This is a genomic window from Aeromonas sp. ASNIH2 (assembly GCF_002934795.1).
Lineage (GTDB): Bacteria > Pseudomonadota > Gammaproteobacteria > Enterobacterales > Aeromonadaceae > Aeromonas > Aeromonas caviae.
In genome coordinates this window covers 3,154,491-3,170,434 of sequence record NZ_CP026406.1, presented here as the reverse complement: position 1 = coordinate 3,170,434, position 15,944 = coordinate 3,154,491, and the positions used below count along the sequence as shown (strand labels likewise).

13 protein-coding genes are annotated in these 15,944 nt (G+C 63.1%); 7 read left to right on the top strand and 6 right to left on the bottom strand.

Annotation, left to right across the window (positions count from 1 at the left end; genetic code table 11):
• Positions 1 to 46: 46 nt before the first annotated feature.
• A complete protein-coding gene (locus tag C3F36_RS15035) occupies positions 47 to 1,228 on the top strand; it encodes an aminotransferase-like domain-containing protein (RefSeq protein WP_104455346.1) in 1,182 nt (393 codons plus the stop codon).
• Positions 1,229 to 1,292: 64 nt separating this feature from the next.
• Here C3F36_RS15035 and C3F36_RS15030 read toward each other — a convergent pair whose 3' ends face one another.
• On the bottom strand, positions 1,293 to 2,834 hold the full coding sequence (locus C3F36_RS15030; RefSeq protein WP_039040184.1) for an EAL domain-containing protein: 1,542 nt from the start codon (positions 2,832 to 2,834) through the stop codon (positions 1,293 to 1,295).
• A gap of 245 nt (positions 2,835 to 3,079) precedes the next feature.
• Here C3F36_RS15030 and C3F36_RS15025 point away from each other — a divergent pair, with 245 nt between their 5' ends.
• Positions 3,080 to 3,985, top strand: coding sequence for a TIGR01777 family oxidoreductase (locus C3F36_RS15025; protein WP_104455345.1), 906 nt, complete (start codon positions 3,080 to 3,082; stop codon positions 3,983 to 3,985).
• A 42-nt stretch (positions 3,986 to 4,027) separates the two neighbouring features.
• On the opposite strand, the gene C3F36_RS15020 is transcribed toward C3F36_RS15025, so the two are convergent.
• A complete protein-coding gene (locus tag C3F36_RS15020; protein WP_104456063.1) occupies positions 4,028 to 6,469 on the bottom strand; it encodes an ABC transporter permease in 2,442 nt (813 codons plus the stop codon).
• A 64-nt stretch (positions 6,470 to 6,533) separates the two neighbouring features.
• Complete coding sequence (locus C3F36_RS15015) at positions 6,534 to 7,244, bottom strand: ABC transporter ATP-binding protein (RefSeq protein ID WP_041212428.1); 711 nt, start codon at positions 7,242 to 7,244, stop codon at positions 6,534 to 6,536.
• A gap of 57 nt (positions 7,245 to 7,301) precedes the next feature.
• On the opposite strand from C3F36_RS15015, the gene C3F36_RS15010 reads away from it, so the two are divergent.
• Positions 7,302 to 7,910, top strand: coding sequence for an arylesterase (locus C3F36_RS15010; RefSeq protein WP_039040186.1), 609 nt, complete (start codon positions 7,302 to 7,304; stop codon positions 7,908 to 7,910).
• A 139-nt stretch (positions 7,911 to 8,049) separates the two neighbouring features.
• Positions 8,050 to 9,387, top strand: a complete 1,338-nt coding sequence (locus C3F36_RS15005; protein ID WP_041205620.1) for an IS4-like element ISAeme15 family transposase — start codon at positions 8,050 to 8,052, stop codon at positions 9,385 to 9,387.
• A 49-nt stretch (positions 9,388 to 9,436) separates the two neighbouring features.
• Here C3F36_RS15005 and C3F36_RS15000 read toward each other — a convergent pair whose 3' ends face one another.
• From C3F36_RS15000 to C3F36_RS14990, 3 genes are all read right to left on the bottom strand, one after another.
• Positions 9,437 to 10,381, bottom strand: a complete 945-nt coding sequence (locus tag C3F36_RS15000; protein WP_041212426.1) for a chemotaxis protein CheV — start codon at positions 10,379 to 10,381, stop codon at positions 9,437 to 9,439.
• Between the two features lie 335 nt (positions 10,382 to 10,716).
• Positions 10,717 to 11,817: a porin gene (locus C3F36_RS14995; RefSeq protein ID WP_104455344.1), complete on the bottom strand. Its 1,101-nt coding sequence runs from the start codon at positions 11,815 to 11,817 to the stop codon at positions 10,717 to 10,719.
• 328 nt (positions 11,818 to 12,145) lie between these two features.
• Entirely contained in the window at positions 12,146 to 12,556 is a 411-nt protein-coding gene (locus C3F36_RS14990) for a CBS domain-containing protein (protein ID WP_010675511.1), read from the bottom strand.
• A gap of 147 nt (positions 12,557 to 12,703) precedes the next feature.
• Here C3F36_RS14990 and C3F36_RS14985 point away from each other — a divergent pair, with 147 nt between their 5' ends.
• Genes C3F36_RS14985 through C3F36_RS14975 form a run of 3 tightly spaced genes read left to right on the top strand, consistent with a single transcriptional unit; the run spans position 12,704 to position 15,916 of the window.
• Positions 12,704 to 14,614 carry an ABC transporter ATP-binding protein gene (locus tag C3F36_RS14985; RefSeq protein ID WP_104455343.1) on the top strand — a complete coding sequence of 637 codons (1,911 nt, stop codon included), beginning with the start codon at positions 12,704 to 12,706 and terminating at the stop codon, positions 14,612 to 14,614.
• Positions 14,607 to 15,068, top strand: coding sequence for a DUF2390 domain-containing protein (locus tag C3F36_RS14980; RefSeq protein ID WP_199769604.1), 462 nt, complete (start codon positions 14,607 to 14,609; stop codon positions 15,066 to 15,068). The genes C3F36_RS14985 and C3F36_RS14980 overlap by 8 nt, the downstream gene beginning before the upstream one ends.
• Positions 15,062 to 15,916, top strand: a complete 855-nt coding sequence (locus C3F36_RS14975; RefSeq protein WP_104455342.1) for a 23S rRNA (adenine(2030)-N(6))-methyltransferase RlmJ — start codon at positions 15,062 to 15,064, stop codon at positions 15,914 to 15,916. Before C3F36_RS14980 ends, C3F36_RS14975 begins: the two co-directional genes overlap by 7 nt.
• Positions 15,917 to 15,944: the final 28 nt, after the last annotated feature.

Sequence of the window (15,944 nt, the reverse complement as noted above, 5' to 3'; positions counted from 1 at the left end):
CCTGGCGGTTGAATGGAGCGACCGCCACCTAGTCAGAGAGAACCCTATGCAGCCGTTTTTTGCCCAGCGCTTCGAGAAGGTCGAGCCTTCCTTTATCCGCGAAATCCTCAAAGTTGCCGCCAATCCGGAGATCATCTCCTTCGCCGGCGGCCTGCCCAACCCCCATCTGTTCCCGGTCAAGGCCATCGAGCAAGCGTGCCAGGACGTGCTGCGCGAGCAGGGAGCCGCCGCGCTGCAATATGCCACCACCGAGGGCTTTGCCCCGCTGCGCCAGTTCATCGCCGACCGCTACCTGAGCCGTCACGGCATGACCGTCAATCCTGACAACATCCTCATCACCAGCGGCTCCCAGCAGGCGCTGGATCTGCTGGGCAAGGTGCTGGTGAACGAGGGGCAGGATCTCATCATCGAAGAGCCGGGCTACCTTGGCGCCATCCAGGCGTTCTCCGTCTATCAACCGAATTTCAAGCCCATCACCCTGGCGGAAGAGGGGCTGGATCTGGCCGCGCTGGATGCGCTGCTGGAGCAGGGCTCCAGCGCCAGGCTGCTCTACGGCGTGCCCAACTTCCAGAACCCGAGCGGTGTATCCTACAGCCGCGCCAACAGGGAAGCCCTGGCGGAGCGCCTGGTGCGCCACGATCTGCTGATGGTGGAAGACGACCCCTACGGCGAGCTGCGCTTCGAAGGGGAGCACCTGCCCCCCATCGCCAAGCTGGCCCCCCACAACACCGTGCTGCTCGGGTCCTTCTCCAAGACGGTGGTACCCGCCTTCCGCCTGGGCTGGATGGTGGTGCCGGACTGGCTGCGCAAGAAGGTCACCATTGCCAAGCAGGCCACCGACCTGCACAGCAACGCCTTCAACCAGCAGGTGCTGCACCGCTTCCTGACCGACAACTCCCTCGACGCTCACTTGGAGAAGATCAAGGAGGTATATGGTCGCCAGCGTGCCGCCATGGAAGCCGCCCTCGCCCGCCACTGTCCGCCCGGCGTCAGCTACACCCGTCCCGAAGGGGGCATGTTCCTCTGGCTGACCCTGCCGCCCAGCGTCAGTGCCATGGCCCTGTTCGACGAGGCCATCAAGGAGAAGGTTGCCTTCGTGCCCGGCGCCCCCTTCTATGTGCGCCCCGAGATCCAGAACACCCTGCGCCTGAGCTTCTCCTGTGTGGATGAGGCGACCACGGAAGAGGGTGTTCAGCGTCTGTGCCGCGCCCTGGCCCGCATGCTCTGAGCCATCCGGCCATAAAAAAACCAGCGACCGGGTCGCTGGTTTTTTTTTGCCTCGCGCTTGCCCCTCAGCGCCCCTGCCCGGCCAGCTGGCTGACAAACTCCTTCATGGGCATGGGCCTGCCAAACAGATAGCCCTGCAGGAAGGTCACCTCGCGGGCCTTCAGATAGTCGGCCTGCACCTGATTCTCCACCCCTTCCGCCACCAGTTGCAGACCGAGCCGGGTCGCCAGATCGATGACGTTCTCCACGATGTGGCTGGAGAGCGCGTCCGACCCAATCATGCCGACGAAGCTCTGATCGATCTTGAGGAAGTCGACCTGGAAGGTCTGCAGGTAGGTCAGGCTGGAGTGACCGGTGCCGAAATCGTCGATGGCGATGAAGACCCCGAGGGCATGCAGCTCGGCAAAGAGCCGGTCCGTCGTCTCGTCCGCCACGATGAGCTCGCGCTCGGTCAGCTCCAGCACCAGCTTGATGGGGTTCCCCTTGAAGGCGTTGATGAAATCCCGGCAATCCTCCACCAGGCTCAGATCCTTGCAGTGGCTGGCGCTGATGTTGAAGCCAAAGTGGAACCCTCGCGGCAGATGGTGCGCCTTGCCCGCAAACTGTTCGCGCACCTGCGCCATCAGCAGCCGGGTCATGGGCACGATGAGACCACTGTCCTCTGCCAGGGGAATGAAGCGATCCGGCGAGATCATCCCCTGACGGGGATGTTGCCAGCGCATCAGCACCTCACAACCGCTCCATTGGCCGTCCTCCCCGTTCACCACGGGTTGCAGATAGGGGATGAACTCCTGCTGGGACAGTGCCCGTTTCAGCTCCTGGGCCGGCGAAGTCGAACGGCCCATCAGCCAGAAGACCGCCACCCCGAGCAGCAGGCTCAGCAGAGGATAGATAATGACGCCCACCTTGGAGTAGTCCCAGATGTGGGCACGGTACTCATCCACCGACACCGTGGTCACGACCTTGAACGGGTACCTGGTCGAGACCTGTTCGAGATAGCCATTGCGATCCTTGGGGATCAGCTTGTCGGTGAGTTCGCTGTTTCGCAGCAGCATCTCGTTGCCGACCACCAGCCCCAGTGGGGAGTTGCGGCTCAGCATGTCCAGGATGTTGAGCAGGTAGTAGCCGTCGACCCCCACCAGCACGCTGAACTCGCCCACCTCTTCCCGGTAGGCGATGAGGGGGCGATTCGGGGTGACCGGGTTGCCCTTCATCAGGTCGAGCCTGCCCCCGACATAGTCATCCAGTTTGATGCCGCCATCGACCGGGCCATAGAGGGAAGAGCAGTAGATCCGATCCCCCCTGGCCAGGTTGACGCTGCGCACATCCGGCACCGTAGCCACCTGATCCCTGAGCCCCTGCACCACCTCGAGACAGGGCCTGCCCAGGCTGCCGGTGAGGGCCGACGCCGCCAACTGGGCATTGTCCAGAGTGCGGTCGAACATGACCCTGGCATGTTCCAGGCGCGCCACCGCATCCTGTTTCACGCCGGTGGCGGTCTGCCAGATGACGATGACGAGCCCAAGGAGCATGGGCAACAGACCGGCCAGCAAGGCACAGAGCAGCCGGACATAGAATTGACGCACCTTCAAACGTCGAAATGGCATAACGGCCCTCATGAACATGGCGAAAAAGCGCTCGAGTTTACCCGCTGGCGCCCGTTTGGCAAGCCGGAATGAGCCCCTGATACCGCCGCGCCACGGCGCCCCCCGTGGTCGCAAAGCCCGGCAACCCCGTGGACAAAGGGGGCGGCGTCTTGGGAGACAAAAATCATAATGCTCATAAAAACAGGAGCTTGTCCATCGGGCACCCAGGCTCTAGAGTAGACCCTAGAGCGTCAGGGAGGCAGGACATGAAGATACTGATCACGGGGGGCACGGGGTTTATCGGCCGCCGTCTGGTGGCACACCTCAAGGTGGCGCACGAAGTAGTCGTGCTGACCCGCCAGGGCAGCCGGGCCTACGAGCTGCTCGGCCACGATGTCACCCTGCTGGACAGCCTAGACAGGCTGGATCACCTCAATGACGTGGACATCGTCATCAACCTGGCCGGCGAACCCATCGCCGCCGGACGCTGGAGCGAGTCCCGCAAGCAGTTGCTCTGCAACAGCCGCTGGCTGCTGACCGAACAGCTGGTGGATCTCGTCAAACTATCCAGCACGCCCCCCAGATTGCTGCTCAATGCCTCCGCCATCGGCTGGTATGGCCGCCAGGATGACGCTCCTCTGGATGAAACATGCCAGAGCCCTCACGACGAATTCACCCACCGTCTCTGTCAGCGGTGGGAGCAGCTTGCCCAGCAGGCCCGCTCGGCCCAGACCCGGGTCTGCATCCTGCGCATCGGCCTGGTACTCGGCATGGAGGGGGGCGCCTTGCCCAGGATGCTGCCCCCTTACCGCCTCGGCCTCGGCGGCCCCATGGGCAGCGGCACCCAGATGATGAGCTGGATCCACGTGCAGGATCTGGTGCGAGCCATGCTGTTTCTCATCGAGCACGGCGAGTGTGACGGCATCTTCAACGGCACGGCCCCGGAACCGGTCAGCAATCGCCGATTCAGCGAGACCCTGGCCGCCACGCTCCATCGCCCGCACCTCTTCTTCGTACCGGCCCCCCTCCTGCGACTCCTGATGGGAGAGGCGGCGGATCTGCTGCTCACCGGACAGCACGTGCTGCCCGCCCGCTTGCAGCAGGCCGGTTTTCACTTCAGTTTCCCGGCCCTGCCCGGCGCTCTGGACAATCTGCTGCACTCACCCCGTTGACCCAATGACACATCCCGACCGAGGTCAGGATGTGTCGAGCCATCAGAGCAGCCCCTGCCCCAGTCCCCTGAGCCGGTCGCTCAGGGTACCCGCCAGCAGTTGGCGGCGCATGCCCTGTCCGGCCAAGGTCACCAGCACGGCCCCAAGCAGGGGGAGTGCAACCCAGATGGCCCAGTGGAACTGCCACTGCGCTCCCTCCCACCACCACTGCAGACCGAAGGAGCAGAGCTCCACCACCATGGCGGCGCAGAGCCCTCCCAGGGCACCGCTCGCCACCAGCTCCCAGCGCAGCATCTTCTCGAGCAGGGCGCTGCCCGCTCCCAAGGTGCGCATCAGCAGCAGCTCCCGGCGCCGATGGGCCATGCCGGCCTGGGTCTGGGTCAGCAGCACCAGCAGGGCGGCTACCGTCACCAGCCCGAGCATCAACCCCAGGGCGCGGCTCACCTGATCGGAGACCAGGGTGAGGCGGCCTATCAGATCCTCCACATCGATGAGGCTCACCGTGGGGTGGCGGCGGATGAGTTCCACCTCTGCCCCTCGCCCCTCAGGCGGCAGACGATAGCTGCCGAGCCAGGTCTGGGAGAAGGGGGCCAGCACGTCCGGCGAGAAGATCATGTAGAAGTTCGGCCTCATGTTGTCCCACTTGATGGACCTCAGGCTGGTCACCCTGGCCTCGAACGCCCGCCCCTCTATGGTGAAGCCGAGCACGTCTCCGAGCGCGATGCCGAGCCGTCCCGCCAGCGCCTCGTCGACGGAGACCTCCCTCTTGCCGGCCAGCCATTGACCGGCCGTGACCTTGTTGTCGGCGGGCAGGGCCGATGTGGTGGTGAAGTTGAGCTCTCTGTCCACCCCCTCCCGCGCCGCATCCTCCCCCACCGCCTCACCAGCGATACGGGTCAGGCGCCCGCGCACCATGGGGTAGAAGTCCGAGGTGATGGCCCCGGCCCGGTGCAGATCGGCCAGGATCCCTTCCCGCTCGCTGTCCGCCACATTGACCAGGAAGCGGTTCGGGGCGTCGGCAGGCAACCGGGTGGAAAAATCCTCCAGCAGATCGACCCGCGCTGCCCACAGCAGCCCGAACAGCATCAGGGCCAAGGCGAAGCCCGCCAACTGGAACAGACCACTGCCCCGCTCCCGGGAGAGGTGATTGATGGCCAGGCGCAGGGCATGGGGCCCCTTGAGCCGACTGCCAAGACGCAGCAGCACGGAGGCGAGCAGGGCCAGCAGCGCCATCAACACCCCCATGCCACCAATGAGCCCGCAGGCCAGCCTGATGTCGGCGGTAAAGCCCCACACCAGGGCAAACAGCCCGATGAGCCCCACGGGCACCGTCAGCCAGGGAGGGATCCCCGCCTCCAGCTCCCGGCGCAGCACCCGCAGCGGCGGTACCTTGAGCAGCCTCAGGAAGGGGACGAACGCCAGCATCAGGGTGATGAAGAAGGCGACCGCGAGGCCCAGGGCGAAGGGTCGCCAGGAGGGGGGCGGCAGATCCGCAGGCAGCAGATCCCCCAGCAGGTTCAGGGTCAGCCACTGCATGGCGCTGCCCGCCACCAGCCCCATCAGGGCCCCCACCAGGGTCAGGGAGAACAGCAGGGTGCCCATCAGTTGCCACAGGGTGCGCCGCGAAGCCCCCAGGGTCTTGAGCAGGGCCACCATGTTGGTCTGGCGCTCGGCGAAATGGCGCACCGCTATCCCCATGGCCAGGGCGCCGAGCAGCACGCCGGCAAGGGATGCCAGACGGAAGAAGCGCTCGGCATTGCCCAGGGATTTCCCCACCTGGGTACCCTGATCGTCGGGTTTGACGAGCTTCTGCCCGGCGCTCAGCCTGGGGTTGAGCCAGGCCTCATAGCGGGCGATGGCGTCACGGGGCCCCTTGACGAGATAGCGCCACTGCTGGCGACTGCCCGGCAGCAGGGCCCCGGTCGCCTCGATATCGGCGCTGTGGATCAAGGCCCTTGGCGCCATCTGGAAGGGGCTGAACCCCTGATCCGGTTCCTGGCCCAGCTCCCCTGCCACCGTCAGCCGGGTGTTGCCGACCTCGAGTGCCTCCCCCACCTTGGCGCCGAGCAGTTGCATCACCCTGGCGGAGAGCCAGATCTCGCCGGGCGCCGGGGCGCGCTGGGGAGTGAGCTCAAGCTTGCCGTAGAAGGGAAAATCCCCGGGCCCGGCGCGGATGGAGGCCAGTTGCAGGGTATCGCCGTGAAACAGCATGCTGTTGAAGCTGACCGTGGTCTGCACGGCCAACCCCTCCTGATGCGCCTGCGCCAGCCACTCTGCCGGTGCCGGCGTCGCGGAGCGCAGCACCCTGTCCCCTCCGATGAAATCCCGCCCGGAGGCCTTGAGCCCCGCATCCAGCCGATCCGCCACCAGAGCCACGCTGAGCACGCAGGCGACGCTCAGCGCCAGCGCCAGCACAAACCAGCGCAGCTCCCCGCTGAACCCTTCCCGGCGCAGCAGCTTCAATCCCAGTCGCCACTGACTCATGACGCCTCCCTCACCGTCCATGCTGCTGCCAACGATCCCCTGGTGCAGCTCTGTCTCCAATGACTCATGACAGCTCTCCCACCCTGGCCGCCATGACAGCCTGAGCCTCCAGCCGCCCGGCTGACATCACCAGCTGTCGCTGGCAGCGCTGAGCCAGCTCATGGTCATGGGTCACCACCACCAGGGTGGTGTTGTGCTCGCGGTTGAGACGAAACAGCAGTTCGATCACCGTCTCCCCTGTCTTGCTGTCGAGGTTGCCGGTGGGCTCGTCCGCCAGCAGCAGGCTGGGGCGGGTCATGAAGGCACGGGCAATGGCGACCCGCTGCTGCTCGCCGCCAGAGAGGCGCGGCGGCAGGTGGTGCAACCGCTCTCCCAGACCGACCTGTGCCAACAGCTCCCGGGCACGGGGCTCGCTGTCGGTCTCCCCCCGCAGCTCGGCCGGCAACATGACGTTTTCCAGGGCGCTCAGGGTGGGCAGCAGCAGGAACGACTGGAACACGAACCCCACCTGCTCGGCCCGCAGCCTGGCGCGTCCCTCCTCGTCCAGCCGGGTGAGGGAGTGGCCGAGGATCTCTATCTCGCCGCGGCTCGGCAGATCGAGACCGGCCAGCAAACCGAGCAGGGTGGACTTGCCGGAACCGGACGCACCGACCAGCGCCAGCGTCTCGCCGGTATTGACTTGCAGATCGATCCCTTCAAGGATGGTGAGGCTTTCCTGACCGAGGCGAACGGTTTTACCGAGCCCCCTGACGGCGATAATGGGCGTTGAACTCATCTTGGGTATCCTGTTTGCCTGAACCTGTAATGACAATAGAACGTGGGAGTTGACTGCATGATGCGTCTCTTGTTTGCCGTGAGTTGCCTGTGCTGCTGGGCAGCGTCCGTCCAGGCCCAGACCCTGCTGGTACTGGGCGACAGCCTGAGTGCCGGCTACCAGATGCAGGCCGAACAGAGCTGGCCTGCCCTGCTCAATGAAAAGTGGCAGCAGCAGGGGGGAGAACACACCCTCATCAATGCCAGCATCAGCGGTGAAACGACCCAGGGTGGCCTGGCCCGCCTGCCCGCCCTGCTCGAAACCCACAAACCGGACTGGGTGTTGATCGAACTCGGCGCCAACGACGGGCTGCGGGGCTTTGCTCCCGCCATCACCCGGGCCAACCTGACCAAGATGATCGAGCTCACCCGGGCGCACCAGGCGAAGACGGTGCTGACCCAGATCCTGCTGCCCCGCAACTATGGGGCTCGCTATCTGCAACAGTTCGAGCAGATCTTCCCGGATCTTGCGAAGGCCAATGACCTGCCGCTGATGCCCTTCTTTCTGGATGATATTGTGCTGCGCCCTGAACTCATGATGAACGATGGACTGCACCCGACGGCCGCCGCCCAGCCCCGGATCCGCGACAAGGTCGCCCGCTTTGTCGAGCCTCTGCTGACACAATAGCCCGGTGGCCGGGCCCCTGGCCTTCCCCTTGCCCAGCAAAAAGCCCCCGCATGGCGGCAATGCTGATCAGTTAAGGATCCATTGACCGATCCTTCTGCTGTAGGACAATCCGGAACCAATCACTAGTTCCGGATTTTTTATGTCTATTGCAAACGATCTGAACGATGTTGTTGAGGCATCTGGCGACATGCTGGCTCGGCTGGCCATTTTTGCCGACCATATTCCCGACGAATGGATTACTGCCGCTGCCGCCTTGTCTGAAAAGGCCACTATCCGCCGACGCCGCTTACCTTCTGATATGGTCTTGTGGCTCGTCGTGGGGATGGCCTTTTTCCGCAATGAGCCCATCTCCGAGGTCGCTCGGCGCCTCAACATCTGTGCAGAAGGGTTGGCCAATGATGCCTTGCTCGCGGACAGTGCCCTGTCTCAGGCCCGTCAGCGACTCGGCAAACAGCCGCTCGAGTGGCTGTTCAAACAGTGCGCCGATGTGTGGGGGCGGGAACGTTATCCTGAAGACCATTGGCACGGTTTACAGGTCTTTGCCATCGATGGGGCCCTGTTCCGAACCCAGGATATGCCTGAACTCAGAGCACATTTCGGCTCGGGTAACACCTCAACCAACCGGCAGACACCCTACCCGATGCTGCGGTTGGTCACGCTCATGAATGTCCGCTCGCATGTCATTGCCAACGCGGCCATCAGCCCGTACCGCAAAGGGGAAATCCCCCTGGCCAGCGAGTTCATTCACTCATTGCCGGACAAGTCAGTGACCCTGCTGGATAAAGGCTTCTTCGGTGCCGACCTGTTGCTGCGTATTCAGGCCGAAGACACCGACCGTCACTGGCTCATCCCGGAACGCAAGGGGCTGGTATACACGGAACTTGAGCGCTATGGCGACGGTGACCGTCTGTTGCAAATGACGGTCTCGCCTCAGGCTAGCAAGAAAAACCCGGCGTTGCCGACACACTGGCAAGTTCGCGCAGTGACCTATGAGGTGGCAGGCAAGGAGAAAACGGTCTTTACCTCCCTGCCCGTGGCGCGATTCAGTGCAGCTCAGGTGGCGACCCTGTACCACGAGCGCTGGGAAATCGAGCTGGGATACCGGGATATCAAAAGCGCGATGCAGCACAACGCCATCACGCTGAGAAGCAAGAAAGTGGACTTGGTCTATCAGGAGCTGTGGGGATTGCTGCTTGGATACAATCTGGTCAGGCGGGAGGCCAGCCAGGCCGCCGTAGCCCATCAGCGAGCGCCCAATGAGGTGAGCTTTAAGTTTGCCTGTCAGTTCATCGCGAACCAGATGGCAGTGATGGCGGGCGCGTTATCGCCAGCCCATACGCCACGGAGGTTGGCGGAGTTGCGGGGCTGCATAGGCGTCATGTTCATAGAAAAACGCCCCAGGCCATCGAGACCCAGGGCGGTGAAGATATCAAAGACCCGTTTTCCGGTAAATCGCAATGCGGCTCCGCTTAAGTGAACAGCATTGCCGCATGGCGGGGGCTTTTTCATGGTTCGGCGTGCCGGTCTCAGCGGCCCAGGATCTGCCGCATCCGCTGCTGGGCCACATCCACCAGCAAGTCGGGCTGGAATTTGGAGATGAAGCGATCACACCCCACCTTCTTGACCATGGCCTCGTTGAAGTTACCGCTCAGAGAAGTATTCAGGGTGATGAAGAGATCGGACATGCGCGGATCGCTGCGCACCTCGTGAGTCAGGCGATAACCATCCATCTCCGGCATCTCGGCGTCCGTGATCATCAGCATGATCTCGTCGGTCACCTTCTTGCCCGCATCGCACCACCCCTTGAGCAGCTTGAGGGCCTGCAAGCCGTCCTGGCACTCGATGACCTCGAGCCCGAGCTGGGCGAGGGTCTCGCGCACCTGGTTGCGGGCCGTGCTGGAGTCATCGACGATGAGCACCCGACGTCCCTGCATCTGGGGCAGGATCTCCTCGTCCAGCACCTCGGACGAGATGCGCACGTCATAGGTGATGATCTCCGCCAGCACCTTCTCCACGTCGATGATCTCGACGATCTGGTCGACGCCCCCTTCCGGGATGCGGGTGATGGCGGTGAGGTAGTTGGCACGACCCGCCGAACGGGGCGGCGGCAGTATGTCCTTCCAGGTCATGTTGACGATGTGGGCCACCTGCCCCACCAGGAATCCCTGAATGGTGCGGTTGTACTCGGTGATGATGAGGTTGGACTCCTGATCGATGGCCATGGGACGCATCCCGATGGCACCGCGCAGGTTGATGACGGGGATGGAGACGCCGCGAATGTTGGCGACGCCGCTGATGTTGTGGTGGGACCCCGGCATCTTGTTCAGATGGGGCAGCTTGACCACTTCCCGCACCTTGAAGACGTTGATCGCAAACAGTTGCTGGGCACCCAAACGGAACATCAGCAGTTCCAGGCGATTCTCCCCTACAAGCTGGGTACGTTGATCCACTGAATCCAATATGCTCGCCATATAACGCCCTTACGTCCATTTCCCGAAATTGCCCCGCACCGGAGCTGCGACATGCCAACCAGCCCCGCTTTCCCTGTCGGGACAACGCAAGCCTATATAGAAATAATGAAAAGCGTCGAGGAAAGATAGGATCTTGACCACGGGGCGTGATCATCGCCCCATCACTGCCTCATGGCAAGCACAGCCACGCACCGGCCCCGACAACAAGGGTATCGACCACACAGGGGCATTGCTGAACCCCGGCGTGCCGCTCTTGTCATCCAGCGCGGTCCGCCAGCAACGAAAAGACCGGCCACATGGGCCGGTCCTGAGATGTGCAGTGCGTCCGGGACGACTTAGAAGTTGTACTGCAGGGCCACGGCGACGATGTCGTCGGTGGACTTGTTCAGGCTGCTCTTGCCGGTGGAACCCACTTCGTCCAGCAGGTTGATCTTGTAGTCCACGTAGGCATTGAAGTTGTCGGTGAAGTTGTACCAGGCACCCACGGAGACGTATTCGGTCGCGGTGTCATCGATGCCGTGAGCGCTGTCCTTCACGTCGGTACGCAGGTAGGCCAGGGAGGGCTTGAACTTCGGCGTGATGTTGTACTGCACGACCGCTTCGTAGCCATCCATCTTCTCGGCGTAACCGCGCATGGAGCCGGTGTCCACGAAGAGGTGATCTTCACCGTGGGAGTAGGTGGCGGCCATGTAGAGGTTGCCGACGGCATACTTGGCGCCCACCCCGAACAGCTTGGCGTCGTTGTCGCCGCCGAAGCTCACGTTCTCGGCCTGTTCGTCGGTCTTGCCTGCCTGGTTGTAGGCGGCACCCAGGCTCAGGCCCATGTTGAAGTCATAGTTGGCAGAGAGGGCATACCCCTCGGAAGAACCTTTCGGGCTCCAGGTGCTGTTCGGACCGACGCGCTCGCTGCGGCTCGCGTTCTGCGGGTCGTTGTTGCCGGTGAACTGGGCCCCCAGGGTCAGCCCCTGCCAGTTGTACATGTACTGGGCCAGGCCGTTGGTACGACCGGTACCGAACACCTCGGTGTCCTTGCCCAGACCATCACCACCCCACTCCGGCAGCACGTCGGTGTAGTTGTTCACCGCCTTGGTGAACAGACCGTCCTGGCGACCGTAGCTGAAGGCACCGAAGCGATCGTGCTTGATGCCCGCATAGGCGTAACGCAGCTCGTCGTTGTCAGAACCGGAGACCGGCAGGTTGTACTCGGCGAAGCCGAACGCGGTCAGATCCTCGTCAACCTTGGTTTCACCTGCGATGTGCAGACGCAGGTAGCTGGCATCGCCTTCGGTGGCATTGTCATCGGTGCCGTAGTACATGCCGTTGACGCGGCCGCCGATGTCCAGTTTGGTACCATTCTGATCGTAAACGTTGGCGGCCTGTGCACCACCGGCCAGCAGCAGGCTGGAGATGGCCATCGTCAATGCTGTCTTTTTCATTGTTCTTTCCTCAGGTGTAAGCACTCTCTGTCAGACCAGAGTTCGGTCGTGATGATCGGTTGATGTGCCGATGGCCTAAGGTAGATCCGGAAACCTTGATGGGAACTGAAGCGGCGAACGATTAATTATAAAAGCATCAATTCGAGCTGACGCCGCGACATATAATGTCACTCGAATTAATTCTTGCGGAATTTATGACCAAGAAAATCAATATGGCAATACAAGTGATCTATAAAACGGGATAAATGCAGTTTAATACTTCAACATGGCGAGAAGCAGGGAAGCCCTGCCGGGCGACACGGGCTCCCCGCACACCTTCCCCGCCCCGTCAGACCGGCTGCCAGCCGCGCATGACCCTCAGCAGATCCTTCCAGCTCACTATGCCCACCAGGGCGCCGTTTTCCAGCACAGGCAGACAGGAGATCTGGTGCTCCAGCATGAGGCCGGCGGCCTCTTTCAGGGAGCGTTCGGGGGAGACGGTGATGGGTTCACGGCTCATGATCTGGTGGGCGCGCCGGTTGAGGGTCTCGGTGTCCCGGTTCATCTCGGCATCCGTGTCCAGATAGGGGCTGATGGCACGCAGCAGATCCCGGTCCGAGATGACCCCCACCAGCTCCTCTTCTTCCACCACCAGAAGGTGGCGGAAATGGGCCTGCTCGAAGATCTCCTTGATGACGCTCAGCCTGTCATCCATGGAAACGGTCGCGACCCGGGTCGTCATGATCTCTTTAATCAACATGGTCAGCCTCCTGCCCCCCAGATGTCTCTGTTATGACACGTTTTTCCGGCGGCAGCCATCCCCCCCGCCCTCAAGTGCAAATTTGTGTCATTTCACGTAAGATCCGCGCCAGTTTCTCTCCTTCAATCGAGCCAAGCAGACCCATCCATGATAGTTGCCAGTCAAATCGAACTGATCCGCGGCGGCCGCACGCTGCTGGACAACGCGTCCGCCACCATACACCCCGGCCACAAGGTGGGCCTGGTGGGCAAGAACGGCTGTGGCAAGTCCACCTTCTTTGCGCTGGTGCGGGGCGAGCTGGCCATCGACAACGGCAGCTTCAGCCTGCCCGCCGGCTGGCAGATTGCCGGCGTGGCCCAGGAGACCCCGGCGCTGGACTGCTCCGCCCTGGAGTACGTGATCGACGGCGACAAGGAGTTCCGCGCCCTGGAGGCCGAGCTCGCCCGGGCCGAGGCGGATGACAACGGTCTGCTGGTGGCCGAGCTGCACGGCAAGCTCGATACCATAGGTGCCTACAGCATTCGCGCCCGCGCCGCCGAGCTGCTGCACGGTCTGGGTTTTGGCGGCGATCAGCTCGACTCGCCGGTCAGAAGCTTCTCCGGTGGCTGGCGCATGCGCCTGAACCTGGCCCAGGCGCTGCTCTGCCGCTCCGATCTGCTGCTGCTGGATGAACCGACCAACCACCTGGATCTCGACGCCGTCATCTGGCTGGAGAAGTGGCTCAAGGGCTATCAGGGCACGCTGGTGCTCATTTCTCACGACCGCGACTTCCTCGACTCCGTGGTGAATCGCATCATCCATATCGAGAACGGCAAGCTCAACGAATACAGCGGCGGCTACTCCGACTTCGAACTGCAACGGGCCGAGCACCTGGCCCAGCAGCAGTCCATGTACGAGAAGCAGCAGCGGGAGATGGCCCACATGCAATCCTATGTGGACCGCTTCCGCTACAAGGCCTCCAAGGCCCGTCAGGCCCAGAGCCGCTTGAAGGCCATGGAGCGGATGGAGAAGATCCTGCCCGCCCACGCCGACTCCGAGTTCAGCTTCGAGTTTCGCGAGCCCTCCGCTCTGCCGACCCCGCTCATAGCCATGGAGAACCTCAGCGCCGGTTACGGCGACAAGGTGATCCTGGAGAAGATCAAGCTCAACCTGGTGCCGGGGTCGCGCATCGGCCTGCTCGGTCGCAACGGCGCGGGCAAGTCCACCTTCATCAAGAAGCTGTCGGGCTCCAACCCGCCCCTCTCCGGCAAGCTGGAGGTGAGCGCCGGGGTGAGCATCGGCTACTTCGCCCAGCATCAGCTCGAGACCCTGCGCCTCGATGACAGCCCCCTCGATCACCTGGTGCGCCTCGCGCCGGACAAGACCGAGCAGGAGCTTCGCAACTACCTCGGCAGCTTCGGTTTTCATGGCGACAAGGTACTCGACAAGGTGGCCCCCTTCTCCGGCGGTGAGAAAGCGCGTCTGGTGCTGGCCCTCATCACCTGGCAAAAGCCCAACCTGCTGCTGCTGGATGAACCGACCAACCACCTGGATCTGGAGATGCGCCACGCCCTGACCATGGCCCTGCAAGGGTTCGAGGGGGCCATGGTGGTGGTCTCTCACGACCGTCACCTGCTGCGCACCACCACGGATGATTTCTATCTGGTCCACGGCGGCCGGGTCGAGCCCTTCGATGGGGATCTCGACGACTACCACAAGTGGCTCGGCGAGCAGGAGAAAGAGGCCAATGCCAAGCCGGCAGATGGCACCGTCTCCGCCAACTCGGCGGTGGCGCGCAAGGATCAGAAGCGCCTTGAGGCCCAGTTCCGGCAAGCAACCCGGCCGCTGCGCCAGAAGCTCGAGAAGCTCGAGGCCAGCATGGAGAAGCTGCAGGCCAAGCTGGCCGCGGTGGAAGAGCAGCTGGCCGATCCCGCCATCTATGAAGAGAGTGCCAAGGGCAAGCTCTCCGAGCTGCTCAAGTCCCAGGGCCCCCTCAAGGAAGAGCTGGAGCACGTCGAGCTGGAGTGGATGAGCCTCTCCGAGGAGCTGGAAACCATGGAGCAGGCCTTCTTTGCGTGATGAAGCCTTGATGGCCAGCGAGCGGGTCAGCCCCGACGCCCTGCCCACCCCTTCCGAGTTCTGGACATGGAGCACAGGCGCCTATGGCCAGCGCAGCCAGGACTGGCTCCACGTGCAAAGCATGGGGGGCAACGTCAACCTGGCGCTCCTGCTGTACCACCTCGACCTGCTCCGGATCCCGGTCGACCTCACGGACTTGCAACCGGCCCTGGTACAGACCGAGGCGGTGCTGCTCCCCTGGCGCACCCTGCGCCAGCAGGCCAAGTCACGGGTGGGAACCGAGGAGTACCAGACCATGCTGGCCCACGAACTGGAGCTGGAGCGGCTGCAACAGGGGGTCTTGCTGCAGACCCTGCGCACCCTCGCCCTGTTTCGCGGCGACAGCCGCAACCTGTTTCACTATCTATCGTTACTGGGTGCCCAGCAGGGCCCCCTCAGAGATCTCATATGCTGAGCTACCGCCACGCCTTTCACGCCGGCAACCACGCCGATGTGCTCAAACACGCCGTCCAGGCCCTGATCATCGAGTCCCTCAAGAAGAAGGAGAAACCCTTCATCGTGCTGGACACCCATGCCGGTGGCGGTCTCTACGACCTGCGCGGCGACTGGTCCCAGAAGAAAGCGGAATACGCCGACGGGATCAAACGCCTGTGGGATGAGCGGGCCCAGTGGTCTGCCATGGCCTCCTATCTGGGTGTCATCGAGAAGATGAACAGCGATGGTCAGCTGCACTACTACCCGGGTTCCCCCGAGCTGTCCCGCCGCCTCATCCGCGATCAGGACAAGCTGGCGCTGATGGAGCTGCACAACAACGAGGTGGAGGATCTTCGCGCCAACATGGGGTACGACCCCCGCGTCGCCGTCCACCATCGCGACGGCTTCGAGGGGCTGGTCGCCCTGCTGCCCCCCACCCCGCGCCGCGGCCTGGTGCTCATCGACCCGCCTTATGAGCTCAAGGAAGATTACTTCGCCGTGGTCGATACCCTTAAAAAAGCGCAAAAGCGCTGGGCCACCGGCATCTACGCCCTCTGGTATCCCATCCTCGGGCAAGAGGCGGACAAGTCCCGCGACATGCTCAAAGCGATCAAGCGCGAGAACTTCGGAAACGTCCTGGTGGCCGAGCTGGAAGTGGCCGGCCAGACTGCCGATTGGGGCATGAACGGCTCCGGTATGCTCATCGTCAGCCCCCCCTGGATGCTGGACGAGCAGATCGAGGCCTTCTTGAAACCCCTGTGCGCCAAGCTGGCCCAGGGCCCCGGCGCCCAGTACAGGGTGGAGTGGCTGAGCAAGGCCGAGGCCTGATCCTCGGAACCACAGAAAATGGGGAAGG

Excerpts from the sequence above, each read along its gene's own strand:
- C3F36_RS15035 (WP_104455346.1), top strand. The coding sequence starts at position 47 with ATGCAGCCGTTTTTTGCCCAGCGCTTCGAGAAGGTCGAGCCTTCCTTT.
- C3F36_RS15030 (WP_039040184.1), bottom strand. The coding sequence starts at position 2,834 with ATGCCATTTCGACGTTTGAAGGTGCGTCAATTCTATGTCCGGCTGCTC.
- C3F36_RS15025 (WP_104455345.1), top strand. The coding sequence starts at position 3,080 with ATGAAGATACTGATCACGGGGGGCACGGGGTTTATCGGCCGCCGTCTG.
- C3F36_RS15020 (WP_104456063.1), bottom strand. The coding sequence starts at position 6,469 with ATGAGTCAGTGGCGACTGGGATTGAAGCTGCTGCGCCGGGAAGGGTTC.
- C3F36_RS15015 (WP_041212428.1), bottom strand. The coding sequence starts at position 7,244 with ATGAGTTCAACGCCCATTATCGCCGTCAGGGGGCTCGGTAAAACCGTT.
- C3F36_RS15010 (WP_039040186.1), top strand. The coding sequence starts at position 7,302 with ATGATGCGTCTCTTGTTTGCCGTGAGTTGCCTGTGCTGCTGGGCAGCG.
- C3F36_RS15005 (WP_041205620.1), top strand. The coding sequence starts at position 8,050 with ATGTCTATTGCAAACGATCTGAACGATGTTGTTGAGGCATCTGGCGAC.
- C3F36_RS15000 (WP_041212426.1), bottom strand. The coding sequence starts at position 10,381 with ATGGCGAGCATATTGGATTCAGTGGATCAACGTACCCAGCTTGTAGGG.
- C3F36_RS14995 (WP_104455344.1), bottom strand. The coding sequence starts at position 11,817 with ATGAAAAAGACAGCATTGACGATGGCCATCTCCAGCCTGCTGCTGGCC.
- C3F36_RS14990 (WP_010675511.1), bottom strand. The coding sequence starts at position 12,556 with ATGTTGATTAAAGAGATCATGACGACCCGGGTCGCGACCGTTTCCATG.
- C3F36_RS14985 (WP_104455343.1), top strand. The coding sequence starts at position 12,704 with ATGATAGTTGCCAGTCAAATCGAACTGATCCGCGGCGGCCGCACGCTG.
- C3F36_RS14975 (WP_104455342.1), top strand. The coding sequence starts at position 15,062 with ATGCTGAGCTACCGCCACGCCTTTCACGCCGGCAACCACGCCGATGTG.